The organism is Psychrobacillus sp. NPDC096426, from assembly GCF_044762745.1.
In the GTDB taxonomy this organism is placed as follows: Bacteria; Bacillota; Bacilli; order Bacillales_A; family Planococcaceae; genus Psychrobacillus.
The window spans coordinates 55,668-82,645 of sequence record NZ_JBIWEX010000022.1; the positions used below are offsets into that span (position 1 = coordinate 55,668).

The following is a 26,978-nucleotide window of genomic DNA, read 5'->3' on the forward strand; positions in this document are numbered from 1 at the left end:
ACAAGGCATACTTAATAAACTGGTACAAAACCAGTGATTAAAAGCCTTATTAAACTAAATTAGTTTATACCTACAACCGACATACTTCACCACACCTTTAATTAGAATATTTTTAATATACCATCATTTTGTGCGAGAGTCAATTATATATCGCGTAATAAACGCAATCGATATGAATTCATAGCTGTTTCTCCAAGTTGGTCAAGCAGTTTGTAGTTGGCAAATGCCCCCACAACCGCTCCGATACCAGGTAATAACTGAAACATTTTTACTAAATCAATATGATCCCTATATTCCTGCTGAAACGCTCGCCAATCCATATCGGTAATTACATGTTTTTGTTGTTCCCAGTTTTCAATAATATATAATGTGTCTTTTCGTTTTTCTTCACTTGAAAATGCTAACAGAAAAATATGTAGAATAAAAAGTCGTTCTTCATAATCTTCTGTATCGAATCCGTAAATAGCGGCAGCTTCAAAAAGAAATTTCATTTTTATCGATAAAAGTAAGGGGAAATCTGCAAGTCCAAGCAATATCCCCCCTGCACCTGTTCCTGCTCCTTCAACAACAGCCGTTTTTCTGAAGGTAGAAAGTTTTTCTTTTAGTAATTCGTCTCGCTCATAAAGACTAAGCTCTAATGGCAATCGTTTTTTCGTGGTGATATTGGACCCTACAAGCGTTGCCTTCACCATGTTCTTAATACTTTCTGTCATCACTTGATGAAACTTTTCTGGTATAAGACCGTTAATTTTATTCTGTACATTTTTAGATGTCCGGCCTAGGATGCCAGATTTCCTTGTTATTTTATGCTTCCAAAATTGAAGTTGTTGCTCTACTTCTTTTGTATAATCAACCATATGTCCCCTCTTTTCTCCGTGCTAACTTTTATTTCTAGTATAGACCATCTGCTATTTAATTAAATGTACTTTAGCAGTGTTTACAAATACATCTAAAGCCGTAATAGAAAAATAGTCATTCAAAGTATTGTACTCTTTGAGTCAAACTTATATAATAGCGGAAGTAACATATAACGATCTGATAGTTCAGCGGGAGAATACGTCCTTGACAGGGACGGGGTCGGGGGTTCGAATCCCTCTCAGATCATCCTCAAAGGCACATTCCATTACTAGGGGTGTGCCTTTATTTATAGGTGGGAAATAAACATGCAAATCCGAAAATTGAACATTCATGAAGCGCCCCCAATTGATTTATTGTTATTGGCAGATCCTTCTTTACCATTAGTAAAGGAATATTTGAATACTGGAGAATGCTATATTGTTGAAGACTACAAAGAAATAATAGGCGTTTATGTGTTGCTTTCTAAAAGCCTTGACACAATTGAACTCGTGAATATCGCGGTTTCTGAAAGTGCACAAGGAAAAGGTATTGGAAAACAGCTAATTATTGATGCGATAAGGAGATCCAAAGTAAAAGGCTATAAAACAATCGAAGTTGGAACGGGTAATTCCAGTATCGGTCAGCTCGCTCTATACCAAAAATGTGGATTTAGAATCACTAGTATTGATAGTGACTTTTTCACAAGACATTATAAAGAAGATATTTTTGAAAACGGGATATGGTGCAGGGATATGATACGTCTATCTCAACAATTGAATTAAAGAACAAAAGGGCTCGCCTGTTTCTATCCCAATATGGCAAATGGAAATGATTCATATCAATGAGTTGTCGCACATAATTGCGATAATGCATCATAGTGAATTGAATGAAGTATCCGCTTTGATTTTCGCTGCAGTCGTACGCTTTCCGCCGGATGAGCGATGAGCCCTTCAAATAGTTGGGCAAATTTTCTCGTAAACTGAACAATTCTTGCGGGGTTAGACAATCTCCCCTCGAAGTTAGCCAATCCATCCAATAGTTGGGCAATCTCTCTCGTAAACTGGACAATATTTGCAAGGTTGGACAATCTCCCCCGAAACAGTGCAAATATATGAAACTATCCATAATTCTTCCATTAATGAAAGTCCTTTTTCATTACGCCAATCGTCCAACTGATGGAGGACCTGATAGCCTCCACTTATCGGATAACAATATACGGTCTCATCATCTCATAATCCTCGTGCTCCAACACATGACAGTGCCATACATATCGGCCTGTAAAAGGACCAAACTTCATGATGATTCGAGTTACTTGATTAGGATTAGCCCGCACGGTATCCTTCCAACCTCGCTCTTGTGGTTCCGGCGGATTCGCCGGGCCAGTATAAAGGATCGTTTTTTCCTTATTATACTTTTCCACATCGAAATTTCTTCGGTCTAGAATTTGAAAATGAATTAAATGAAGATGAATGGGGTGTGTATCCGGAGTTAAGTTAATAAGGTACCATATTTTGATTGATCCCAATTTTGGATTTTCGGTTATAGGAGCATCCCACTGTTTATTATCCAATAGCATAAGTTCACGACCATACTTATCCATCGTATGATTTAATGTTAGGGGTCTTGACTTGGAAGCTGACTGTTCATTTATTTTGGGAAAAGGCACAATATACGCCGGAACAACACTTGTATCCACACTAGATAAAGGAAGAGTTACTTTAAACTGCATGATCATACCTGTATTTTCATCTGTAGGATCTCCCGTTGGAAATGGAGTAGGCGCATCGTTTGTCATGATAATATGATTGCCCTCAAGATTAGTAAAATCAATAATCACATCTGCTCGTTCTGCAGGTGCTAACATAATTTCTTGCACTCCTATTGGGTGTTGCATGAATCCGCCATCCGTCCCAATTTGGTACATAAGCTGTCCCGATTGAAGCTTAACCCTAAAGAAACGCGCATTGGATGCGTTTAGCAACCTAAATCGATATTTACGAGGTTCCACTTTTAAAAAGGGATGTACTTTGCCATTCACTACAATGGTATCCCCGAAAAATTCAGGAACAACCGACGTTTCCAATTCCGGAATGGGTGGTTCTGGTTGCTTCGGGTAATAAAGAGAACCGTCCTTTTGAAAAGTCTTGTCTTGTATCACAAGAGGGACCTCATACTTCCCACTTGGTAAATTCAATAAACGTTCCCGTTGATCTCTAATAAGATATAACCCCGCCAATCCCGCATAAACATTAAGCCTCGTAATACCCATAGCATGGTCATGATACCAAAGGGTGCATGCATGATTGCAATTATCGTATCGATATACTTGCTTTCTAAAAAATGGACCGACTTGTTTGAAACCTCTCGTAAACCAAGCCTCCGGGTAACCATCGCTTTCTGATTCAACACAAGCACCGTGGACATGCACCACCGTTCGGACATCGGGTACGTCCATATGGGCACCATGCACTGTATAGTCTATAGGCAACAGATGCTTGTCTGGAAGATTGTTCATCCATTTGATAAACACAATTTCCCCGGATTCTACCTCAATCGTTGGTCCCGGATAGCTACCTTCATACCCCCAAACAGTTGTATCATTTAATTCGCTATGAAGTGATTGCTTAAATTCCGTCATACTTACTTCAAAGTAAGTATAAAATTGATCTTTCCAGCGTGGTTTTAAAATTGGAGGAATGGGGAGTTCATCTACAAATTTAGAAAGAATCATATTTGCGCTCCTTTATTGTCAAATGAAAAATTGTACCCTTCCCTATAACCTATCGCAAGAACCAGTAGATAGTGCCTGACCCACCGCTTATTTAAGCAATTCAAACTTCGCAAACTTAAAAAAATAACTTCAAGAGCAAAAGGACTTTCACCATTTTTTTCATTGATGAAAGTCCTCCATAATTACGCCAAACGACCAGCGTATTGTTTTTTTATAGGGGTGCATATTTAATTTCTGCCGATATGCAAAATACTGATTTAAGGGCGGTGAATTTTATTTGTGCCGATTTGCGTAATGCTAATTTAAGTGGGCTAATTTATCAACGAGTATGTTCTTAACTCAAATGCAAATTAATTCAGCTAAAGGTGATGTAAAGACAATATTACCCTCCCATATGCAACGCCCTTCACATTGGATTAATTAATTTTGTTCAAGTTGGTTTATTGAAGGAGACTTTTGAAGGTTATCTCCTTTAAATTGATATAGAATCTCTTTTTTCATTAATGGATGTTTTAGTAAAAAAATACAGATAAAAATCAACCACTAACCCTAACATAACCAAATAAAAAAGAAATCGTTCATTTATAATAGGAGTGGACGATTTCTACTATAACATTGCCTAACTTTGTTCAGACATCTTTAAAAGATCATTCACCTTCTATCTAACTGACCGACTCTGACTCCTCCCACACTCTATAGTCAATCGTCATCGATTGTGTTTTCATATCATCGGTTTGACCATCGAAGGACTGAACCATTTTCCAAATTTCCGAGCTAACTAGTTGAAGTGCCGCCTCGTTTTTTTGATATTGCTCATTTGCATTTTGTTCGATGGCTTCTACGATTTTCCCTTTACTTGCATCACCCGTCATGATGTCTTGCACTAATTTCAAAAAGTTCCGATCCTCTTCGTGAATGGCATCAACATACTGTTGGAGTTTATCTTTTTTATGCAAATGACTCTCATAAGGTAAAATTCTCGTCGTTAGATTGACTGAATAATAACGATACATCCCCTTTTAACCTCCCGGTGCATAGTCGAACAGTGCTGCAACGAATTCATCTTTATCAAAAAGGGTCTCGATTGCTGTTCGCGACGTAGTTAGAAATGTTTTCGCATTTGTAATCTCTGTTTGTAAAATGGAATGGATACCGTCGAACTGAATATCACGTAAAGGTGGCAAATATTCATGTACATTGGCACTGACGACCTCTGCGCGACTTCCGGAAGGGGCGGAACATGCATCTATATGGTCTGCATATGAAGAAGGGTTACTTTCAATTTCTTCGATACGCCTTACTACCTTCATCTGCTCCAACGCAAATCCTTCGACCAATTCAATATCCAATGCTATTAGAAGCGCTTCAACATGACGGTTTTTCACTTCCAACGATAGGTTACCTTGCTGGTACATACGAACTGCGGCCGATATATTCACTTTTATCTGATCGGCTCCGCTTCCTTTAAATAAAATCATATCACTGCCCAAATAAGCACGACCGGCTTGGAACCCTAGTGCATTTAGCATTTCGAGTATGGAATGACTATCCCCGATTTCTGCAAGCATGGGTCCTAATACATCTTTTAGTTTATCGAAGCTCTCCGTGAACGAATCTTTCAATTGCATGAGACGGATGAGCGAACCGATATCGGCTCCTAGTACAGCCATGAATGGATTGCTACCGGCATAGTTTACGTTGTATTGAGATTCCCGCACGGAATGATTGTTCTTGATGATGGACTTCATTTCTTCAAGAAGGCTTTCAATATTCGTCAATTCTTGGACGACAATATTTTTATCAGATTCTTTCAAATAACCGGCTTCGACGAAGTGACTAAAAATGATATTACTATTACTCGTCATTTTTTTGATCGAATCAATCAGCGGGGGAACTTTTGTATTCATGTCTGCGATCATCGCATTGATTTCATCGCCTTTTGTCATATACAATTTTGCATAATCCCAGTTACCCTGTGCACCTTCAAATATCGATATGTCCAGCCCTGTCAATTCTCTAAGCCCATTCGTGCTACCTACTTTCTCGGCGACCGTATACGTGATGGCAAGCTGTTGTAAATGGGCTACTTCCGCATCGGGCAACTGATCGAATATGTCACGGATTCCCGGTCTTTCTTTATTCGTGTCGACTTCTTTAACACTACCGACTGTAAAAAAACCTCTTGCCCCACTGATGCCAAATAACGGATCATCTGTTGAGATGAGCTGGTAGATGCCTTTTGTATGACCCTCCTTCTCATAGTACTCTTCCGTAAATGTCCGCAACTGTACTGGGTCAAGCCTATAAATGGCAAATGAATCATGCCGACTCAACGAGAATTGCTTATTCACTTCTTGACGGAACTCTGCGTCTGCTGAATAAAGTTGATAATAATTAGTCTGTGCCCCATTGACACTGTAGACTTTATCAAAAACATTGTAGATCAATTGTGCTGTTGCATTATTATTATGGGCAAGCGAGTGGGACATCCCGATAATATCAGCTTGATTCACTTCGTCATTAACGTTGAAGTGTTCCATCGCGTCATTGACGAAATTATACGTAGCATAGGCCTGCGTTGCATCCTGCCCAGCTAACATCGCATTCATATTGTACTCCCAATCCTTCGCCTGCTGACTGCCTTGGGAAAGGATATACAATTGGTTATTCTCCTTTCCTTCCGTCTTAAAATAAATCGCTGTGCCGTCATATCCAGATTGGTCGCCCTTTAAACTTTTCGCATCGCTCGATTTCAATATTTCGATGTCAGCTTTCAATTCGTGGCCCATCTCTTCGAAGTAAATTCTCCTGACTTCCACTATAAACTCGTCATTTTTCAGTCCTTTGTACTCTAAATCAATTAAACGCAGCCGAAGATTATCGGAATGTAAAACCTCATTTCCCATTTGTCATCACCACTTTCATTTGACTTCTTTGTCGACGAACTCGATAGACTTGACCCAATGGATCATCTTATTCAATTCTTCTTCTTTTATCGCCTGACACTTCTGTTCGTCGTCCTTACATTGTGTGTCATATACGATTTGGATTACACCGTGCCCCTTCTGGCTTAAGACCAATGCCGCTATGCCGAACACATCAGGATCGAATTCAATTGGCGCACAGTAGACTTCCGAAGTTTCAGTTGTCATTTTTTCAAAATCCAGCTTTTGTCCAACACTCCCTTCCAACATTTCTAAACCTCCATTAACACTTTCTATCGAGCCATAGGCATAATAATTGATTTTAACTTGAGAATCAGTACCATTGTCATTTATGGTACTCATTAAAAACCCTTCAAATTGGTCGTCTTTCACCCCATATCCTTGATGGATTACTCCTTCCTGAGGAAACAGCATCCGGTAACGCTTTGTCCCTGAAAGGAATGGATAATATCCTTTTTCGACCTCTTCTATGGACTGGATGAAACTACGCGTAAATTCGTCCTGTAGTGCCCGGACATCCGGCAAATCTTCCTCCTTCATTTCTGAAGGTTTAATATCCTTTCCATTTTCCTTTGCCATTTGACAACCTCCTAGTACTAAACCAATGCTTACTATAAATAATAATAGTCTACGATTTTTCCACATGTCAGCACTCCTTAATGAAATAAACGTTGTTCTTTCAAATGATTTAACTCTCTGAAGAAGGTCCACTTGCAACACAAAGTGAAAGCTTTAGTAGATTAATTTAAATTTAAATACATATTCTAATAATTAGCATAATTTCACAGCGTGAACAATGGATTTCCTGTAAATAGCTTTCAATTGAATCGTTAGTCATTTACCCTCTCAAAAATGAAGGTCTTTTGAAACGCATCGAAGTGTAACTTGCCATTACCTTTTACACTATTAGTCTATGTCATAAATTTGTTTAGCCTCCAATATCTCCTTAATGAAAAGTAACCACCTCTCTAATGTTGAGAAGTGGTTATACCTTTAGTTATTAATTTATAAGTAGGCCTGTTCGAGAATTTGTAGATAATCGGTAGATGTAATGGGACGAACATTACTCGCTGTTGAGTTGTTCTGTACGGCCAATTCCACAATACGTGGGAAATCTTCTTTCCGTACACCCGGTAAATCTTTTAGCTTAGGAATTTCAAGCGCCTCTGTGAAGGATGTGATTCCTTCTATTAGTTTTTCGACCGCCATTTCTTCTGTGTCCAAATCATTTGCGAATTTCATATATCGTGCCAGTGTTGCATGCATTTGTTTGTTTTCCTCTGCATTGAATCGTAACACATGTGGTAAGAAGACAGCATTAGCAACACCATGAGGAGTGTCGTAAAGCCCACCTAGTGCTTCTGCTAAACAATGAATCGCTGCAACATCAGCAGAACCAAAACATAAGCCAGCTAATAAGCTGCCTTCTAACATTTCTTGACGAGCCTCTTCATTTTGCCCGTCTCGGAAGGCAGTAGGCAATGCGGAAACAATTGTTTGCATCGCCTTAGAACCAAGAGCTTGTGAAATCGGATTTGTTACTTTACATGTATATCCCTCAATGGCGTGAACTAATGCATCTACACCGGTAGCAGCGGTAACAGTAGATGGAACACTGAATGTTAATGAAGGATCTAGAACGGCTAAAATTGGTCTCAATGAAGCATGCTTGAGTGTCATTTTTCGGTGTGTTGATTCTTCTGTAATTACAGCGGAGCGAGTCACTTCTGATCCCGTTCCTGCAGTCGTTGGGATACAAATAATTGGTGCAATATTGGTGTATGAGCGTAATCCGTCCGCATAGTCCGTTGGAGTCCCTCCATTTGGTCCACATAACGCAATGGTTTTACCTGTATCCATTGCACTTCCACCGCCAATAGCAACTACAGCGTCTGCATCAAAATCGCGAAATATTTCGGCACCCGCTAAGCAATCTGTATCTCGAGGATTTTGTTTAATTGAGTCGAATAATAATGTACGATAACCAGATGCCTCTAGGGCAGTCTTAATCGGTGCAACTAGTCCCGTCCGGACCACACCAGGATCACTCACAATAAGAATGGATGAGCCAATTTCTAGGGATTGCAACATCTCTGGTAATTGCTTTGTCTTTCCCATCCCCATTTGAATTTGAGTAGAGCAAAAATAGTTATAAGACTTCATTAATACCCCTCCTATTTTCTGAATCTAACTTCATGATACATGTAATAGAGTAATCATCAAAGATGAATATTCAGAGTATTTGTAAAAAAAAAAAAAAAACAACGTACAAACCGGATAATAGGTTTGTGCGTTGTTTTTCATTCTTCTTTTAACTGGGTCAGTACGTCTTTGAATCTTTGCTTGTCTAAATTCTTTCTAAAATCACGAAATGGATTTCCTTGTTTTTTCATACGTTCTAAAACTGCTGGTATAGAAAATAAGGATGGTTTTAATGAATGATCCACTTCATCCCAATTTAAAGGTGTTGCAATAAGTCCTAAATCATTACCTCTTGTCGAATATGGAGCTATAACTGTTTTTCCCTCTGCATGTTGAACATAGTCTAGGTACAATTTGTCGCCACGATGCTTTTTTAGTCTTTCTGTCGTAAACCACTGTGGTTCTTGTTCGACTAGAAAATCACAAACAAACTTTGTAAACACACGAGTATCTTCGTATGAAAAAGTATCAAAAGGGAGTGGAATATAGACTTGCATTCCTTTACCTCCAGACGTTTTGATGAAAGATTGCAGATCAAAATGATCAAAAATTGCTTTCATTCGTAAGGCAGCTTCTCTGGCCAAAGAAAACTCTTCGACAGAAGGAGGATCTAAATCAAATACAATTTCAGTCGGCTTATTTGTATGGATTGTTTGAAATGGAATGTGGAATTCTAGTGACAACTGATTTCCTAGCCATAATAACGACTCGATATCGTTACACATAATATAGTTAATATCCTCAACCTGTTTTGTCGCAATAAAATCTGGAACATAATTCGGACTGTTTTTTTGATAAAAACTTTCACCAGGCACTCCATGTGGAAAGCGAATAACTGTTAAAAGACGATCACGTAAAAAAGGGAGCATGTAAGATGATACATTCTGTAGGTATAATAAATAGTCATCTTTTGAAAGACTACTTGATGGCCAAACAGGTTTTTCCGGATGGGTTATCTGCACAGCTATCGGGATAGGATGAAGTTGTCGTAGCATATGACTCCAGTTACAATCGATCGGCTCCTTTTCAAAATTAAATGCATGGAACCTCGGTTCTCTTAATTTCTCTCCCACAAAATCTATACAAGCTATTTCTACGCAAATGGATGGATCTAGCTCCCAAACATTCTTAGATAGCTTTGTCCCATTCGCTTGAAACAAAGCTTTTAGTGTACTTGATTCCTCTTCTTTAAGTCCATGTTGGAAAGTCACCACTTCTACTAGCCCTTTCTTTTCATAAACAGCCCCGTGGAAAAAGCCATTACTTTTATCAAATTTCGTTAATATAACAGTGACGATTCTCCAGTTTTTTATTTTCAACCAATTGTTTGTACGTATATCACCAAGCCAATTGCTTGTTTTTCGTTTTGCAACGATCCCTTCTCCATTGTTACTTATTATTTTGTTCCATAACTCCTCACTATCCTTATATACTTCTATCGCTTGAATTCGATTACTGTCTTCATAATTTATAGAAACGGGGAGCTTAATGGTACGGAATAATTTTTTTTGTATTTGTTTTCTTTTAGTTATCGAGAGATTTGTTTGACTCTCTCCTTTAAATTTTAGAAGATCAAATAATACATAGTGGCACGGAAAATTTTGAACATGTCTCTTTATTACATCTTCCTTACGCATTCGGGATCTTAATTGTACGATGGAAAAGTTACTCTGAAAATTATTCGTTAAATAAACTAACTCACCATCTAGCGTTAATGGTAAGTAAGGACTAATTTGTTCATATATTTCATGGCAAAAATTAATAATTTCCGGGAACATGGCGTTAAGTATTTTCCCATTTCTACTTTTAAGTATAGGTTCACTTTCCCATTCTAATATGCATCGAAAACCATCATATTTTGTTTCATATAACCAATCTTTTCCTACTGGAATGTCTGTTGCATCCGTTAACAGCATTGGTTTCAACTTTTTTCCTACTTTCTCTTTTTATATAGCATTCGATCATTTCTCCATCGCAATACATAAAAATAGAGAAATGACTGCATAGTAAGAAGAAAAGAAAAAGTAGGTGTAATTTCATGCATACAGTTTGGAAAGGAAGTATTAGTTTTGGATTGGTTAATATCCCGATAAAACTACATTCCGCAACCGAAAACAAAGATATCAAGTTAAGACAACTACACAAAGAATGTCATACTCCGATTAGTTATGAAAAAGTATGTGAGGGGTGCAAAAAAGAGGTTAAAAATGAAGATATCGTAAAAGCTTACGAATACTCGAAAAATAAATTTGTCTTGTTAGATGCAGAAGAACTAGAAAAGCTAAAAAAGGAAAATGAAGATAAAGCAGTGGAAATCGTAGACTTTGTCAAGTTGGAAGAAATAGATCCGATCTATTTTGAACGTAGTTATTTTATGGCACCCGATAGCGGTGGTGGAAAAGCATACTCCCTTTTAAGAAAAGCGCTGGAGGATTCCGGAAAGATAGGTATAGCCAAAATAATTATTAGATCTAAAGAACAATTGGCCGTAGTTCGAGTGTATAAAGAAACGTTAATGATGGAAACAATTCATTTTCCAGATGAAGTTAGAAGTGTGGAAGATGTGCCCAATATACCGAGCGAACAAACCGTTGTGAAAAAAGAACTTGATACAGCTCTTATGTTAGTTGATCAGCTAACGACGGTATTTGAACCCGAGAAGTATACCGATGAATATCGGACAGCATTAATGGAGCTAATCGAGGAGAAGAAATCCGGAAATAATATAGTAACTACAAGCGAAAAACAACCGGAGCTTCCTTCGAATGTAACCGATTTAATGTCTGCTCTTCAAGCTTCACTAGACCGGACAAAAAAGAAAAAACCTACTACAAGAAAAAGAACAGCAAAAGCAAAGACTTCATAATAACAAAATTGCAAGCGCCTCTGTAGAGGAATACAGTCTAAGTACGCGACATCGTGTCGCAACGACTGTATGACCTGCATCCTGCAGGCCTCCGACAGGCAAATGGGAAAGGGGTAGATCTGCAAAGTGCGCCACATCCTATGGCAAAGCAGACATGACCCGCTTCGTGCGGGCCCAGGAGGCAGCTCCTCAGCCACCACAAGCGATTTTGTTTGCGACGAGCTTTGCGCAGGAGCAGCTTTTTCCCATTTGACCCCGATGGGCAAAGCGCTGGAGTCTGGATGTAGAAGTTCTTGTAGAAAGTTATCTAGATGACTAGATTTTTATAATTTCTTAATCAATATAAATAGCGACCACTCTATTAGGGAGATGGTCGCCTTTTTCAGTATCTGGGGTTCATCATGCGTAACGATCATTACGGTTGTCCCTGTTTTTTTAATTTCTGCAGATTAATTGTTAGTGATTAATAATTGATCCATTACACTCTTCAAAATATTAATGGATGAAGCTAATTTTTCTTTTTCATCCGTATTCAAGTCAATTTCAACAATTTCTCGTAATCCTTGCCTATTTATAATCGCTGGCACGCCAACATAAATATCATTATGTCCGTATTCACCGCCCAAGTAAGCAGACACAGGCAGAATGGCATTTTCATTTTTAAAAATAGCTTTTGTTAGTTTAGCTAATCCAATACCAATTCCATAGTATGTTGACCCCTTGCGCTCCGCAATATGAATTGCTGCATCACGAACATTTACAACGATATTCTCGATATCCTCTACATTATATTTACTATTAGAATTGACAATGTCTAATAATGATTTATTGCCAATTGTCGTTGTGCTCAATGCAGCTAACTGTGAGTCGCCATGCTCACCAATTATATACCCATTAATACTTCGTGCATCTACATTAAAGTACTCCCCTAGCATAAATAGATACCTAGCAGTATCTAATAATGTTCCAGAGCCAATTACTCTTTCCTTAGGAAGTCCTGAAAACTTCCATGTTACATATGTTATGATATCTACTGGATTTGTTGCAATTATAAAAATTCCATCAAATCCAGAATCCATCACTTTTTCAACAATAGACTTTACTATCTTCGTGTTTTTTTCAACAACTGTTAATCGTGTTTCCTCTTCACTTTGACTTACTCCAGCAGTAATGCAAACAATATCTGCATCTTTACAATCACTATAATCACCCTGCCAAACTTTCGTAGGGGATGGAGAATAAAGTTTGCCATGGTTTAAATCCATAGCCTCGCCTTCTGCCCTCTCACTATTCATATCAATTAGTACTAGTTCTTCCGTTATGGCTTGATTAACTAAAGCATATGCGTAACTTGAACCAACAAATCCTGTTCCTATTACCACTACTCTATTAACTTTATTAACCATAATACCCTCCCTTTGAATAATTCTAGCAACTTCTCACTTCTTAAATTACCAAGTAAATCAATTACTGAAGTTTATTTTTAAGACGCGCTTTACGTGCAGAAACCAGTTCTTGTGATACAAACAATGAAATAGTTAGTCCAATGAGAATCGTTGAAACTGCCGCCATCGTCGGGTCAACTTGAATGCGAAGATTTTCCCACATAGCGATAGGTAATGTTTTTGTCTTAGAACCCGCTAAAAACATGGTTACGACTACTTCATCTAGGGAAATGATAAAAGCAAATAAAGCTCCTGATAAAACTCCTGGGCGGATCAAAGGAAGAGTTACTTTAAAAAAAGCTCCTATAGGGGTGGACCCTAGTCCCAAAGCTGCCCATTCTAGATTACGATCCATTCCCTTCAAACTAGCTGTTACGGTTACAAAAACAACTGGAATAGCCAATACTGTATGTGCCAATATCAAGCCTATAAAACTATTTGACAGATTTAGCGGAGCAAATGAATGATAGAGGGCAACCCCGGTGATAATCACTGGAATAATCATCGGTGCCACCATTAAAGTCATAAACAGCTTTTTTCCCCAAAAGTTTAATCTTGTAACAGTAAGTGAAGCCATAATTCCTAAAATAGTCGCTAAAATGGAAGTGAACAAAGCTATGATAAGGCTACGAAACAAACCAATTACCCATTCTCGGTTATTAAAGAAACTTTCATACCATTTTAATGAGTAACCAGGAGGTGGAAATTCAAAAAAACTAGAAGAAGAAAAGGACATAGGTATTACCACCAAAATAGGTGAAATTAAGACCATAATAATAACTCCAACTGTTATTCTAAGCCACATCTTATTCCAACTCCTTTAATACCGGGTTTTTTCCTGTCAACAAGAGCGCTATAAATAACAAAAGTAATGTTGCCACAAATAGTACGAGGGCTAAAGCAGAAGCCAAATGCCAATTCAAAGTTGTATTTATATTACTTTCTATCAACATAGAAATCATAGTTGTTTTTGATCCGCCCAATAAAGCCGGTGTAATGAAGTATCCTATTCCCATTACAAATACTAGCAATGAACCGGAAAGAACACCTGGAATAGACAATGGTAAAAAAACCTGTGTAAAAGCTTTCCAAGGACGTGCTCCCATGCTTTGTGCAGCTAAAAGTAATCTTTGATCAATTCCTTCCATAACAGAATAAAGGCTTAACACCATGTATGGAAGTAGAATATGAGTCATGGCAATGACTACTCCAGTCGTATTGTAGATAAGTTCAAGTGGGTGATCAATAATCCCCATTTCCATTAGAACCATATTAATAACTCCATTTTTGCGCAGTAATATCGACCAAGCAAACGTCCGAACTAGCAAACTTATCCAAAAAGGAATCAATACAGAGGCTAATATAATCTTTTTCCATAACTTAGATGTAGTTCTTACTAACATATAAGCAAGAGGATAAGCGACAATTAACGAAAAAAATGTAACAAGAAGGGCTATTTTAAGCGTTACCCATAGCACTTTCAAATAAATATCCGTTGAAAAAATATGACTAAAATACTCTAATGTAAAGCCATCTTCATTAAATAAACTAAGTTTGAAAAAATCCATCATGGAAAAGACCATTAAAATCATAATATATCCCAATGGAATAATTAAAAGAAGCCATTGTAACCCCGAGATTCTTGCTAACCGATGGGAAAAAGATACCTGCTGAGCAAGTATCCTTGGTTCTTTTTTCACTTCAATCATGACTACACCCCCATTACTACTCTAGAAGCCACTGTTGAAAACGTTCGTTCACTTTATCATAGTTTTCAACCCACCATTCGCTATTTACAAAAATTTGTTGTTTCTGTTGGTCAGAAGATAGCCCCAAACGATTTATCGATTCCTCCGATAACAGAGGGATTGCATCCGTATTTGCCGGTCCATTATCGTATTGAGAAGAAAGACCAGCCTGTTGCTCTGGTGCAAGCGTGAATGCTATAAATTTCATCGCCAATTCTTTATTTGGAGCGCCTTTTGGTACAGCCCAGGAGTTAGACATCATAAATCCTTGATTAAAATCTACTTTTACCGGTGCCCCTTGATCGGCTGCTACCGTGATACGACCACTCCAAGCACTTGTTAATGGAACTTCGTTTGTTGCAAGAAGTTCTGGTGGTTGAGCCCCAGCAGTCCACCAAACTTTTATATCATCTTTTAGTTCATCTAGTTTTGCGAAGCCACGATCAACATCTAAAGGGTATAGATTTTCTGGCTTTACCCCGTCAGCAAGTAGTGCAGCCTCCAGTGTCCACATAGGATCTTTATATAACCCACGTGGTCCAGGAAACTTTTCGGTGTCCCAAAAGTCAGCCCAATTTTTAGGCTGTTGACCTGCAGAAAACGCTTCCGTATTATAGGCGATTACTGTTGAGAACATATTTTCTGGAACCCCATAATCATGTACAAGCTCTTTCGGTAGACCTTCCGTACTAATCACGTCAAAATCCAACTTTTCAAGAAGGCCTTCTTTTCCTCCACGAATAGCAAAATCATTACCAACGCTGACAACATCCCATTCAACATTTCCACTTTCTACCATAGCTTTTAATTTACCGATATCAGGCGGCGTTACGACAGTAACCTTGACGCCATGTTCTTTTTCAAATGGTTCAAACGAAACTTTCTTATGAACTTCCGTATATGGACCTCCCCAATCTACAACAACCAGCTCTTTATTTTTCTTACCCGTATCACCACTAGCTTCCCCACTACAACCTGCAACGATAAGCGCTACTAGCAATGCAACAAAGAATAACCCTAATTTTTTCGGCATTTAACTTTCCACTCCTTCTCTAATCTCTTTTATTAATAGTCATACAGGTATTTCATCAGAAATTAAACATGCATCCTTACTATTCCAACCTAAGAGAGTCTCTTCACCTTTTACAATCAATTCAGACATATGTGCAGGAATTTTCGCCATGATTTCTTCTCCTGTTTCCATTTTTGTCTTGATATTTATTGCTTCTCCTACATAAGTGGTTTCTAATACTTTAACTCGAATCGTATTATGGAACTGGGTTAGATCCCTGGCAATCTGAATATTCTCTGGACGAAGACCAATAAGCATTGACTTATTTATTTCTCCCGTTGCTTCTTTGTTAATTTCTATATTAACTCTCATGTCCTCATTAACTTTTACCATCGCATTTCCATCCGTTACGCTTACAACCTGCCCTTTTATCAAGTTGATTTCACCGATAAATTCCGCCACAAAGCGATTTTTAGGTTGTTTATATAGCATTTCAGGACTATCAACCTGTTCAATTCTTCCTTTATTCATGACACAAATTTTATCAGACATCGTTAAAGCTTCCTCTTGATCATGCGTTACACTGATTGTAGTAATACCAACATGTTCTTGTATTTGCTTTATCTCTAACTGCATCTGCTTGCGTAATTGCTTATCCAACGCCCCCAGAGGTTCGTCCAAAAGAAGTAATGGTGGATTGAAGACAATTGCTCTAGCTAAAGCTACTCGTTGTTGCTGTCCTCCACTAAGCTGCTCTGGATATCTCTGTGCATATTCATCCAGATGAATAAGTTTAAGAATACTTTCCACTTTCTGCTTCACTTCTTCTTTCCCAATTTTACGTAGAGAAAGCGGATACGCAATATTATCAAACACAGTCATATGTGGGAAAAGGGCGTAATTTTGAAATAACATCCCTATTTGTCGTTCATAAGGCTTTTTGTTCGAAATATCTTGCGAGTTCAACATGATAGATCCATTGCTTAATTGCTCAAATCCAGCTATTAACTTTAATAAGGATGTTTTTCCAGAACCACTAGGTCCCAGTATAGTAAGAAATTCTCCTTGATTAACAATCAAATTAACATCGTCCACTGCTTTAAATTTCTTATAATATTTTGTAGCATTAACAACCGATAAACTGTTGCCTAATGTCATACATGGACCTCCTATCTGAGTAAAATAACTTTTTATTAACTCAAATTCTATTAGTATGTCACTCTAACTCCACAGACTCCGTTTCTACAACTTTACAAATCAAATATCTATCATTCTTGTGTATTTAAAAATTTATGCTACCCCGTTAATTTGTTACATAATGAATTACTGCATTTTATCGAACATATCGACCCCACAATTACTTTCCCCTTTTTTATCTATCACCCTTTCCACCTAGTGAAATTTAATTCTTGCTAGTGGGAACTGTTTCTAATATAATTAAAATCAAATTTATTGTCAATTCATTTTATTTTGAATTTTTAATTAATATTAGTATTATTAATATTTGTCTGTTTGGGACTTTAAGGAAAAAGTAACGTATACATAAGTAGACTACTAGGTTGTAATAACTACATTTTTCGACTAATTCTTATCTTCTATTCTAATTTTTTTATCATTGAAAGAAAGGCAGGTATTTAAATGCAATCTATAGATCGAGCTCTAAAAATAATAAAAGTATTAATTAATCATGATCCGAACAGATTCTTCTCAGTCACTGAAATCGCTAAAGAATGTGACCTTCCTACCAGTTCCATCCATCGTATCCTGAATGCGATGATTAAACACGAAATGATCCAACAAGACCCACAACACAAGCAGTATGGACTTGGTACTTTATGGCTTGAATACGGTCTTACTGTTTATGACACGCTAGATTATGTGAGTTTATTACGACCAGAATTGGAAAATTTAATGCGAACCGTTGATGCAACGGTGTATTTAAGTAAACCTATCGGCAAAGAATCCATTATTATCGAACGAATCGATTGTATAAATCAAACAATACGTACACATGACAAATTAGGAAAAAGAACACCATTACATATTGGTGTGGCTAATTTGACCATGCTTGCACATATGCCGTCAGATTATATAGAAAAATTATTATTAGAAGTAATTGAGGAATCTGAGAGAACAGCATTCTATGAGCTTTTAGGCAAAATAAGAATGGATGGCTATGAAGTAAATCATGATGATCCGGGGGATGGAATTATTACAATAGCTACACCAATACTTAATCATTCTGGAGGCGTCGTCGGTGCCGTTAGTATCAAACTGAATATTTCCACCATACCAGATGAGAAATTGAAAAGAATAATAGAGGAGGTGGTAAGTACAGGGAATAAAATTTCGTGGAAGATGAGTTATCAAAATTAAGAACAAATGCGCAAGCGCCTGTCTTTGCCCCCGAGGCGCAAGGCGCTGGAGTCTGGACGGAGATTCATTTATAGGAAGTTATCCACATGTCTTAGATTTTATAATTTCCTAAGCAATGAGAAAAATACAAAATTCTACTTAGAAACGAAACAATAGTCATTATCGTAGTTTGCATGAATTTCACTTCAGAAGGGATAAAACAAAATGATAAATCTACTTAATAAAAATGTAAAAGAAATAGAATTATCAGGAATACGGAAAATTTCCAACAAGATTGATCGTTCACCAGATATTATAAACCTGACATTCGGACAACCTAATTTTCCAACACCTGAATATATTAAAACAGCGGGTCTTAAAGCAATTGAAGAAAATAAAACTGGTTACACAGAGACTGCTGGATTATTTGAACTGCGTCAGGCAGCATGTGATTACGTTCAAAATCTTTACGGTTTATCGTATGATCCGGAAGATGAAATAATCATTACAACCGGAGCGAGCGAGGCTTTAGATATCGCTTTCCGCACAATCCTTGATGAAGGATCGGAAGTAATCTTACCCGCACCTGTCTATCCCGGATATGATCCACTCATTAAACTATGTAATGCCGTTTCAGTGTTTGTTGACACGACAGACAATGAATTTAAATTAACCGCTTCTTTAATTGAAAAGAATATAACAGACAAAACCCGCTGTGTTGTATTGCCTTACCCAAATAATCCATTAGGCTCTATTTTAACTCGAGAAGAAGTACTTGAGATTGGTAAATTACTAGAGGATAAAAAAATATTCATTTTAGCTGATGAGATTTATAGTGAGTTAGTTTTCGATGAAGAACATTTTTCAATAGGATCAATTCCAAGTTTGAAAGATAAAACAATCATTATTAATGGTCTTTCAAAATCTCATTCCATGACTGGATGGCGGATTGGTTTTGCTTTCGCTCCATCTTATTTAATAGATCAGTTTTATAAAGTGCATTCCTTTAACTCTGTTTGTGCAAGCACTATCAGTCAATATGCTGCAGTTGAAGCATTGAAACAAGGTACCCATACAGAGGAAGTAACTGCAATGAAAAAAGAATACAGAATTAGAAAAGATTATGCCTATAATCGACTGAAAGAAATGGGTTTAAAAGTCGTTGAACCAAAAGGAGCATTCTATATTTTTCCTTCTATCAAAGAAACAGGTTTAACATCAGAGGATTTTGCAACGAAGCTACTTGATCAAGAAAAGGTAGCCGTCATACCAGGTAATGCATTTTCTGATTTTGGAGAAGGATTTATTCGAATATCGTTTGCTCAATCAATGGAGGAATTGAAAAAAGGACTAGATGGAATCGAACGTTTTTTATCTTCCGTTAAATCAGTGAATCTTTAAAGATAAGATGTTTAAAGAGCAAAATGGTATACAACGCCGCCTGTTTCTAAAGATGCGGTACTTGATAGAATAATAATTGTTAACTATGAAAATAATTAGAGGAGGTTTTTTATGTTTATTGACAGACTCAAAGATCGTCTTGGAAATGAAAAAGTTAGCCAAAATGAAAATGAATTGTTCCGTCATAGCCATGATGAATCTTTTCATAAACCAGTAGAACCAGATGTCGTCTGCTTCCCCACGGGTCGAGAAGATATTGAAACGATTATGGAAGTAGCACGTGAGAATAGTGTACCTATAACACCGTTTGGGGCCGGATCTGGCTTAGAAGGACAAGCAATTCCAATCAAAAAAGGGATTTCTATTAACTTCGAAAACATGAATAACGTAGTAAACTTTTCACCAGAAGATTTAATGATTACAGTTCAGCCGGGGATTACACGGCTACAATTGAATAAATTCGTAAACCGACACGGTTTGATGTTTCCAATCGATCCAGGCGCAGATGCAACGATTGGTGGGATGGTTGCTACGAATGCTAGTGGCACGACAGCAGTTCGCTACGGTTCTATGCGAGATCAGCTACTCGATTTAGAAGTTGTTTTAGCAAATGGAACAGTAATTCATACAGGTTCACTTGCTAAAAAGTCGTCTTCTGGCTACCATTTGAATGGCCTATTTGCTGGTTCAGAAGGTACATTAGGCATTATTACTGAAATTACATTACGACTTCATGGTATTCCAGAGCATACGATTGCTGCAAGATGCACATTTCATACGCCGAAAGCATGTGCAGAAGCAGCTAAAATAATATTACAAAGTGGGATTCCAGTAATGCGCATGGAGCTAGTTGATGCAGATAGTATTTCACAAGTGAATGCCTATGGGGGTTATAACCTTCCAGTTGCTCACTCCCTATTTTTTGAATTCGCAGGTACGATGACATCGGTTGAGGAAGAAGCAAGGCTTGTAGAACAATTAATGCGCGAGCTTGGCTGTGAAAACTGGGATGTCACAAGCCGTTCTAAGGAGCGGTTGGAGCTTTGGAAAGCACGTCATGAACTGGCCTATGCATACCAACATGTAAAAGGAATGGCCAATACTGGAGCAGATGTGTGTGTTCCGATATCAAAACTACCAGAACTTATCGTATATGCGCGTGAACTAATTGATGAAAGTGGATTGACCGGTGGTGTATTGGGTCATGTCGGCGATGGAAACTTCCATACGATTGTCCTGTACGACCCGAATGTGGAAGGTGAATTAGAAAAGGCGGAGTATACGAATGAAGCGCTAGCAATAAGAGCCATCGAAGTCGGTGGAACATGTACAGGCGAACATGGTGTCGGGCTTGGTAAGAGGAAATTCCAAGAAAGAGAACATGGTGAAGCTCTTTTCATTATGAAACAAATGAAGCAAATGCTCGATCCAAAGGGATTGTTAAATCCCGGAAAAATATTCTTTTAAGATTCTTTCGTTAATAGCAGAAAAGCATCCAAGCCTTCAATTGCTTGGATGCTACTATTTTTAATCTAATGTTTTTTAGCTACTCCAGAAATCTCATCTAACTTTGATGTATGTTTTCCAACAAACACTATACGATCAAGGTATTTATGGAAAAACCATTCTCCCCCAGCTATTACAATTGCAGATATGATAGACCCAACTGCGAGTTTCTCATTAGCACCTGTAAGGGCAATTATCATATACCAAATGACAAGGAACCCTATGATTAAATCACCGATTGTAGCCATAATATTACGCAATCGTTTAGGAGATAACCTAAAGAGAATAAAATCACCCAATACATATGCGAATATGGTTAAAACTAAGCTAGTCCAGATTGTATCCATAAAAGGAACATCGAATAACAGGGTTAATATAATCAATAGAACCACTGCTATCATAATAAATTTAATAACGAGAGCTTTAACATGATCTATTATTCTACCTCCCTACTATATCATCCCCTATTATTTACCCTGTATTTGGATTCTTAAAACATAATTTTCCATTTTGACAAGTAGTTCGTTAAAAGAAATGCACAACTGTCATTTTGCCATTTTCAATTTATGTATACATTTATGGATTTTGCAGAAAATAAAATATACGGCTTTTGCTTTCATGTTTAAAATTCTCTTAAAAACAATCTACCAGAATAGATTTCAATTTTTAGTAATAAATAAAGGGGAAAAGTAGATGAAGATTCGGTTCGGCTATGTAGCAAATGCAATAGGCTTATGGGATGCAAGTCCATCCAAAACTTTAACTTTCACACGGTATTCAACGCTTCCTAAAAACGAGAGAATGGAAAAGTTGAAATTTGTAACAGCACAAAATTTACACCACACAAAAAGAATTTTGTATTATAATATCGCGCATGAAATAGAGTTATACCGGTTTTCAAGCTCTCTTGTCCCTTTAGCAACCCATCCGGAAGTGATGTGGGATTTCTTAACTCCATTCAAAAAGGAATGGGAAGAAATCGGAAGTATTGTCCAACATTTTAAACTTAGAGTAAGCTTTCACCCTGATCAATTTACACTTTTCACAAGTCCAAGAGAAGAAGTAACAATAAATGCAGTAAAAAATATGGAATACCATTATCGAATGCTCCAAGCAATGAATGCTCTTGATACCGGATTAATTAATATTCATATTGGCGGGGCCTATGGGGATAAAAATAATGCCATAAACCGTTTCCATCACAATTTAAAAAAACTACCAAAGGAAATTAAGAAGCATATGACCCTAGAAAATGATGATAAAACGTATGATGTTCGGGAAACACTCATTACGTGTGAAAAGGAAAACATTCCAATGGTACTCGATTATCATCACTATATGGCAAATACCGGGGAAAGTGACCTCCCTCTTTACTTACAACGTATATTTTGCACTTGGAATAACTTTAATATTGTACCGAAAGTCCACATCTCATCCCCAAAATCTGATCAATCCTATCGCTCCCATGCTGATTTAGTTTCATTAGACTTTGTCCTCCCCTTCTTAAAAATGGCAAAGGAGCTTGATAAGGACTTTGACGTAATGATAGAAGCCAAACAAAAGAACCTTGCCATGCAAAAACTTGTAGAGGAAATAGCTACAATTCGAGGAGTCAAACGTATTTCAAGTTCATCTGTAGAATGGTAATCGTGGAGAATAGAATGAATATATAGATGAGGTGGACTAAATGACGATTGTACGACTTGGCTATGTCGCAATGAGTATGGAACTAAAAAATGCATCCCCGTCGCAAACAATGACTTTTACCCAATTCCAAAAAATTGATGATCGAGAAGCTGCGATTCGTAAATTAGAACGTATTGCACTTTCTAATTTACACAACACACTAAGACTGTTAAAACATAATGTTGCGTCTGATATTCATTTTTATCGACTAACCTCTCGCCTTATCCCTTTAGCAAACCACGAAGAACTTCTTGATTGGAATTATATAAAGCCATTAAAACAACCGCTTCGTGAAATTGGAGATTTCGCGAAAAAACATAAGATAAGAATTGATTTTCATCCGGATCACTTTGTTCTAATTAATTCGAAAGAAAAGCATATCTTGAAAAATTCAATAAGTACGTTAAAGCTACATTACTTATTATTAAAGGCGATGGGGATTGACCCAACTCATCGCTGTGTCATGCATGTTGGCGGTAATTATAAAGAAACCGAAATGTCACTTGAACGTTTTGTTGATAATTGGATGGACGTCCCAAAAGTGATTCAAAATATGATCATGCTTGAAAATGATGATACTTCTTTTACTTTAGTAGATACACTTTACTTATGCGAAAAACTAGACATACCTCTGGTTTTCGATTATCATCATCATCTTGCCTATCACCAAGATGCAAATTGGGAAATCAACTGGGATAGAATTGTGCAGACATGGAGACATTCTCCGCTCCCAATAAAAATGCATATATCAAGTCCTAAGAGTGATAAAGCATTTCGCCATCATGCAGATTATGTAGACATCGATATGTTTTTTAGATTCCTTCACGTAATAAAAGGGAGTATTCCACAAATTGACTGTATGATTGAGGCTAAGAAAAAAGATGAGGCGCTCTTTCGATTAATGGAGGAAGTAAAAACAAGGAAAGACGTTGAAATTATTGATGGCTCTTCTTTCTATTTAAAGTAAATGAAAAGAAGCTCTTAGGGGCGCATGGGCCTCTCTTAGGAGCGCGGCGATTTCTTACGTGCGCATGCGCTTCTTGAGAGCGGATAAGCTTTCTTTTCGGACGAATGAGCGCCATTTATTAAATATAAACATTACAAAAAACATCTATTAGTAATTACTAAATTTTTCATTTATATTTCAAATGCAGTAAAACTACCCTCTTCATCAAAATCTTTAATTTTAATTACTTTATCGGCAAACTGTTCAACCGTATCTATACTACAACCTAATACAAGGGATAGCACTTTAAAATTCTTCTCTTTTTTCTTCCTATTAAATACTTCCAGAAATGAAGCCGTTACTCTATCTTCTCCGTCTGTAACAAACACAATATCCGCATGTTTAAAACGACTTCCGTTTATTACATTCAATGCTCTATCAAGAGGAAGTGCAAAGTTCGTACCTCCACCTAAGAAAGTTTGAGCTAAATTGATCATATCTGAACTCTTTATTTTTCCTTTTTCGAATGTTAAAATTTGCGTGGAGGTAGAGAACAAAATTAAACAAAAATTCCTTCTTTGCTTTCTTGCAATGGACATAAGAGCTAACGTAAAGCCTTTAGATTGCGCGTCTAGCGTTTGCATACTTCCCGATTGATCTAGACAAAGTATGATTGGACCTTTCCCTAATACCTCTTGCCCTTTTTGCTCATATTGCATCGTCTGCCCTTCTACAAAGCGACGAAGGAAGTCGTTCTTTGTCAATGGGTGTATATATAAGCCCAATTCTATCGGCAGTAATCTTTCCACATCGTTTCCTAAGGTAATCCCACTTCTCTCAATTGAATCACTTTGCTTGAACTTTTGCTTATTACGAGCTATCTGTTTAAATCTTCCAGACCAATCCGCAATTTCTTTCATCTTTTTATTAGATGCAATTTTTTCAGCTAATAAAATTTGATCTCGCAAAGGAATCTTTTTCAGTTCTGCATCACCATTTCCAGCACTGTAGCCGCCAAGCAACGACATTAGACTATTTTTCACTTGTTTTGTTTCTTGCATGGCTTGAGCCAATGCTTGGGATAAGCTGTGGCTGTTGTTTTGAAGCATCCATTGCAATTTCTCATTAAACTTAGTCATCACTTCTGTGAAATTCTCTTCTGACACCCGAGTTCCCTTTTTTGTATTTTCTTGCCATTCTTGCTTTTCATATTTCCTTTGAATCGTGTGAAGTTCATGTATCTGTTTCTGAAAGTTTTCATCTTCCTTTTTTTGCTCAGCTAGCCATTGGTTCATCCTCTCTCCGAATTTCACAGTGGCAAGAGCTGACGACAAATCATCCAATCGGGTGAAATTCCGATAGTTTACAAAGTATTCATCCTTCATAATTCTTTCCATGAGTGATTTATTGACCTTAAGAACGTTATCTACTTCCCTTTCCGTAATTTCAGGTTTCATTTTATATAAGGAAGCCCAAATGTCAGCGAGTAATGGTTCGAACATCGGTAATACCCCTTCACCTCTAATCTTTTGAAGACCAGGCGACATCTCAAAAACTTCTTTGAAACGTCTTTTATCGAATGAGTCCGTGTTCAAAACGGAAAGATTATCAGTATAACTTTTAGGATACTTCACAGATGTCACCCCTTTTCACATTTTAAAAAAGATACTCGTGGACCATCTTTTTTCGTTTAGGTTATCCAAGTAAGATGGTTCTAAAATCCTATCCAAAATTTCATGTTGCATCGAGGTTACTTTATTTAGTAAAACATCGATATCAGCCTTTCGACTTTGATTGTGATTTTTAAGCTTATTTAAATCAGCCACTAGGGCCTTCATTTTTTGAGTCGCTTCCATTCCGGCCTCTGGTGACTGATCCTGAAGTATGGAGTAGAACACTTCATTTGCTTCATCTTGTATGGAATAGAGGGTTTGCGTGATAGCGTCATGTGCATGGTTTCGAATAATGTAAGATACGGCATCTTTTTGGTCTACCTTTTCCCAAAGGACATTTTCAAGGATCGTGATATCATCCATCTGGACGACTTGCCTTTGGTTAGTCAACGCTCTCGCTTGCAGCACACTTAATGACTGCTTGAACCTTCTATCTGACGGGCGAATTCCTTCATCCCTCAACTCCACACGAATTTTCGATAGAGCTTGATATACCTCGTCAGGAATGACTACCTTATCGGTCAAAAACTGGAGATGCAGCAATTCTTCCATTGTCATAAATGGCATTTGTATAGTTTGCCCTGCAGCTTTCAACATTGAGACAAAATTCGTTTCATCTGCAATAAGGTTAATCTCATATCTTAAAAGGAAACGATCTAATAGTGCGTCTAGACCTTCTTCTTCCTCAGGGTATTCATTAGAAGCACCTATTACAGACATCAAAGGAACTTGAACTGGTGACCCGTTATTATAGAACAGTCTTTCGTTAATAAGTGTTAGTAAGCTGTTCAAAATAGCAGAGTTGGCTTTAAAAATTTCATCCAAGAAAACTAAATTTGCTTCTGGCATTTTAGTTTTAGTAATCCGTTGGTATACGCCCTGCTCCAAATCTTTTAACGATAATGGACCAAATACTTCCTCAGGTGTACTGAACTTTGTCAGCAACCATTGAAAATAGGTGGTTCCTTCTATGATTTTGGATAATTCACTCGACAATGCCGATTTAGCAGTTCCTGCAGGACCGATCATAAGCATATGCTGCCTAGAGAGTAATGCAACTAGAATTCCCTCAACCTCATTTTCTCGTTCAAAAAACTTTGAATTAAGCGCCTGTCTGATTTCGTCTAACTTCTTGCAATTAGTAGGTTTCATGTAATATAACTCCTTGCTTTTGTAAGATAAATAGAAAAAGGAATCTTGCTTGTAATTGCCTCTTTCCCCAGAATGTATATTCTAGAACCTTTTTAATACAGTTTGATTCAAACTCAGTCATTTTACTCTTTCCATTACAAAATTTTACCGAAAGATGGTTCTTATCCCTCCATAATAGATCAAAAAACATAAATGACCTTTATGTGAATCTTTTTTTCGAAGCCTAGGGGGAATTGTGCAGTATAGGGATAATGCGTCTTATATAGTACTATTAGGTGACCGCTATGATTTCCGCTGCAGGTGGACGCTTTCCGCCGGGTGAGTGATGAGCCATCACCGCCGCTTGCGCGTACGTTGTGATGACTCATCTACTCACTCATCCGGGTCGAGTAGGTGGAAACCTTTCTCCCTAGCGGGAGATTGTGTTTCACCACCCCTCACAGAACCGTGCGTGCGCTATTAACGCACACGGC

General features: G+C 37.5%; 22 protein-coding genes, 1 tRNA gene and 1 pseudogene. 9 read left to right on the forward strand and 15 right to left on the reverse strand.

Annotated features, from left to right (window positions below):
* Positions 1 to 143: 143 nt before the first annotated feature.
* Positions 144 to 857 carry an EcsC family protein gene (locus ACIQYS_RS17075; RefSeq protein WP_402982491.1) on the reverse strand — a complete coding sequence of 238 codons (714 nt, stop codon included), beginning with the start codon at positions 855 to 857 and terminating at the stop codon, positions 144 to 146.
* A 175-nt stretch (positions 858 to 1,032) separates the two neighbouring features.
* Between ACIQYS_RS17075 and ACIQYS_RS17080 the strand changes: the two genes are divergently transcribed.
* Together ACIQYS_RS17080 and ACIQYS_RS17085 are read left to right on the forward strand one after the other, a co-directional pair.
* Positions 1,033 to 1,104: transfer RNA gene (locus tag ACIQYS_RS17080), tRNA-Val, on the forward strand.
* A 59-nt stretch (positions 1,105 to 1,163) separates the two neighbouring features.
* Entirely contained in the window at positions 1,164 to 1,619 is a 456-nt protein-coding gene (locus tag ACIQYS_RS17085; protein ID WP_402982493.1) for a GNAT family N-acetyltransferase, read from the forward strand.
* 416 nt (positions 1,620 to 2,035) lie between these two features.
* Here ACIQYS_RS17085 and ACIQYS_RS17090 read toward each other — a convergent pair whose 3' ends face one another.
* Positions 2,036 to 3,568, reverse strand: coding sequence for a multicopper oxidase family protein (locus ACIQYS_RS17090; protein WP_402982495.1), 1,533 nt, complete (start codon positions 3,566 to 3,568; stop codon positions 2,036 to 2,038).
* Positions 3,569 to 3,783: 215 nt separating this feature from the next.
* On the opposite strand from ACIQYS_RS17090, the pseudogene ACIQYS_RS17095 reads away from it, so the two are divergent.
* Positions 3,784 to 3,992: pseudogene (locus ACIQYS_RS17095) on the forward strand (pentapeptide repeat-containing protein); the annotation flags it as partial.
* A gap of 238 nt (positions 3,993 to 4,230) precedes the next feature.
* Here the strand turns inward: ACIQYS_RS17095 and ACIQYS_RS17100 are convergent.
* The 5 genes from ACIQYS_RS17100 to ACIQYS_RS17120 form a co-directional block, all read right to left on the reverse strand.
* Positions 4,231 to 4,581: a hypothetical protein gene (locus tag ACIQYS_RS17100; RefSeq protein ID WP_402982497.1), complete on the reverse strand. Its 351-nt coding sequence runs from the start codon at positions 4,579 to 4,581 to the stop codon at positions 4,231 to 4,233.
* 6 nt (positions 4,582 to 4,587) lie between these two features.
* Positions 4,588 to 6,474: a DUF6792 domain-containing protein gene (locus ACIQYS_RS17105; RefSeq protein ID WP_402982499.1), complete on the reverse strand. Its 1,887-nt coding sequence runs from the start codon at positions 6,472 to 6,474 to the stop codon at positions 4,588 to 4,590.
* 15 nt (positions 6,475 to 6,489) lie between these two features.
* The gene (locus ACIQYS_RS17110; protein ID WP_402982501.1) at positions 6,490 to 7,092 is read right to left on the reverse strand and encodes a hypothetical protein; all 603 of its coding nucleotides are present in this window, start codon (positions 7,090 to 7,092) and stop codon (positions 6,490 to 6,492) included.
* A gap of 426 nt (positions 7,093 to 7,518) precedes the next feature.
* Positions 7,519 to 8,676, reverse strand: coding sequence for an iron-containing alcohol dehydrogenase (locus ACIQYS_RS17115; RefSeq protein ID WP_402982503.1), 1,158 nt, complete (start codon positions 8,674 to 8,676; stop codon positions 7,519 to 7,521).
* A gap of 137 nt (positions 8,677 to 8,813) precedes the next feature.
* The gene (locus ACIQYS_RS17120; RefSeq protein WP_402982506.1) at positions 8,814 to 10,640 is read right to left on the reverse strand and encodes a DNA ligase D; all 1,827 of its coding nucleotides are present in this window, start codon (positions 10,638 to 10,640) and stop codon (positions 8,814 to 8,816) included.
* A gap of 113 nt (positions 10,641 to 10,753) precedes the next feature.
* Between ACIQYS_RS17120 and ku the strand changes: the two genes are divergently transcribed.
* Positions 10,754 to 11,581 carry a non-homologous end joining protein Ku gene (ku, locus tag ACIQYS_RS17125; protein ID WP_402982508.1) on the forward strand — a complete coding sequence of 276 codons (828 nt, stop codon included), beginning with the start codon at positions 10,754 to 10,756 and terminating at the stop codon, positions 11,579 to 11,581.
* A gap of 449 nt (positions 11,582 to 12,030) precedes the next feature.
* Here ku and ACIQYS_RS17130 read toward each other — a convergent pair whose 3' ends face one another.
* The 5 genes from ACIQYS_RS17130 to ACIQYS_RS17150 form a co-directional block, all read right to left on the reverse strand.
* A complete protein-coding gene (locus tag ACIQYS_RS17130; RefSeq protein WP_402982511.1) occupies positions 12,031 to 12,987 on the reverse strand; it encodes an L-lactate dehydrogenase in 957 nt (318 codons plus the stop codon).
* Between the two features lie 61 nt (positions 12,988 to 13,048).
* On the reverse strand, positions 13,049 to 13,831 hold the full coding sequence (locus ACIQYS_RS17135) for an ABC transporter permease (protein ID WP_402982513.1): 783 nt from the start codon (positions 13,829 to 13,831) through the stop codon (positions 13,049 to 13,051).
* Position 13,832: 1 nt separating this feature from the next.
* Positions 13,833 to 14,735 (reverse strand): ABC transporter permease, encoded by a 903-nt coding sequence (locus ACIQYS_RS17140; RefSeq protein ID WP_402982516.1) that lies wholly within the window; start codon positions 14,733 to 14,735, stop codon positions 13,833 to 13,835.
* A gap of 16 nt (positions 14,736 to 14,751) precedes the next feature.
* Positions 14,752 to 15,807 carry an ABC transporter substrate-binding protein gene (locus ACIQYS_RS17145; protein ID WP_402982518.1) on the reverse strand — a complete coding sequence of 352 codons (1,056 nt, stop codon included), beginning with the start codon at positions 15,805 to 15,807 and terminating at the stop codon, positions 14,752 to 14,754.
* Between the two features lie 39 nt (positions 15,808 to 15,846).
* Positions 15,847 to 16,944 (reverse strand): ABC transporter ATP-binding protein, encoded by a 1,098-nt coding sequence (locus tag ACIQYS_RS17150; RefSeq protein WP_402982521.1) that lies wholly within the window; start codon positions 16,942 to 16,944, stop codon positions 15,847 to 15,849.
* A 480-nt stretch (positions 16,945 to 17,424) separates the two neighbouring features.
* Here ACIQYS_RS17150 and ACIQYS_RS17155 point away from each other — a divergent pair, with 480 nt between their 5' ends.
* The 3 genes from ACIQYS_RS17155 (at position 17,425) to ACIQYS_RS17165 (ending at position 21,009) form a co-directional block, all read left to right on the forward strand.
* Positions 17,425 to 18,162 carry an IclR family transcriptional regulator gene (locus ACIQYS_RS17155; protein ID WP_402982523.1) on the forward strand — a complete coding sequence of 246 codons (738 nt, stop codon included), beginning with the start codon at positions 17,425 to 17,427 and terminating at the stop codon, positions 18,160 to 18,162.
* Positions 18,163 to 18,366: 204 nt separating this feature from the next.
* Positions 18,367 to 19,542 (forward strand): aminotransferase A, encoded by a 1,176-nt coding sequence (locus tag ACIQYS_RS17160; RefSeq protein WP_402982526.1) that lies wholly within the window; start codon positions 18,367 to 18,369, stop codon positions 19,540 to 19,542.
* Between the two features lie 111 nt (positions 19,543 to 19,653).
* Positions 19,654 to 21,009 carry an FAD-binding oxidoreductase gene (locus tag ACIQYS_RS17165; protein ID WP_402982528.1) on the forward strand — a complete coding sequence of 452 codons (1,356 nt, stop codon included), beginning with the start codon at positions 19,654 to 19,656 and terminating at the stop codon, positions 21,007 to 21,009.
* A 65-nt stretch (positions 21,010 to 21,074) separates the two neighbouring features.
* Here ACIQYS_RS17165 and ACIQYS_RS17170 read toward each other — a convergent pair whose 3' ends face one another.
* Positions 21,075 to 21,488 (reverse strand): DUF2512 family protein, encoded by a 414-nt coding sequence (locus tag ACIQYS_RS17170; RefSeq protein ID WP_402982543.1) that lies wholly within the window; start codon positions 21,486 to 21,488, stop codon positions 21,075 to 21,077.
* A gap of 253 nt (positions 21,489 to 21,741) precedes the next feature.
* Here ACIQYS_RS17170 and uvsE (ACIQYS_RS17175) point away from each other — a divergent pair, with 253 nt between their 5' ends.
* Positions 21,742 to 22,695 (forward strand): UV DNA damage repair endonuclease UvsE, encoded by a 954-nt coding sequence (gene uvsE, locus ACIQYS_RS17175; RefSeq protein ID WP_402982531.1) that lies wholly within the window; start codon positions 21,742 to 21,744, stop codon positions 22,693 to 22,695.
* A 40-nt stretch (positions 22,696 to 22,735) separates the two neighbouring features.
* Positions 22,736 to 23,701 carry a UV DNA damage repair endonuclease UvsE gene (uvsE, locus tag ACIQYS_RS17180; protein WP_402982533.1) on the forward strand — a complete coding sequence of 322 codons (966 nt, stop codon included), beginning with the start codon at positions 22,736 to 22,738 and terminating at the stop codon, positions 23,699 to 23,701.
* Between the two features lie 170 nt (positions 23,702 to 23,871).
* On the opposite strand, the gene ACIQYS_RS17185 is transcribed toward uvsE (ACIQYS_RS17180), so the two are convergent.
* Both ACIQYS_RS17185 and ACIQYS_RS17190 read right to left on the reverse strand, forming a co-directional pair.
* Entirely contained in the window at positions 23,872 to 25,314 is a 1,443-nt protein-coding gene (locus tag ACIQYS_RS17185; protein ID WP_402982536.1) for a VWA domain-containing protein, read from the reverse strand.
* Positions 25,315 to 25,329: 15 nt separating this feature from the next.
* Positions 25,330 to 26,505: an AAA family ATPase gene (locus tag ACIQYS_RS17190; RefSeq protein WP_402982538.1), complete on the reverse strand. Its 1,176-nt coding sequence runs from the start codon at positions 26,503 to 26,505 to the stop codon at positions 25,330 to 25,332.
* Positions 26,506 to 26,978 lie beyond the last annotated feature (473 nt).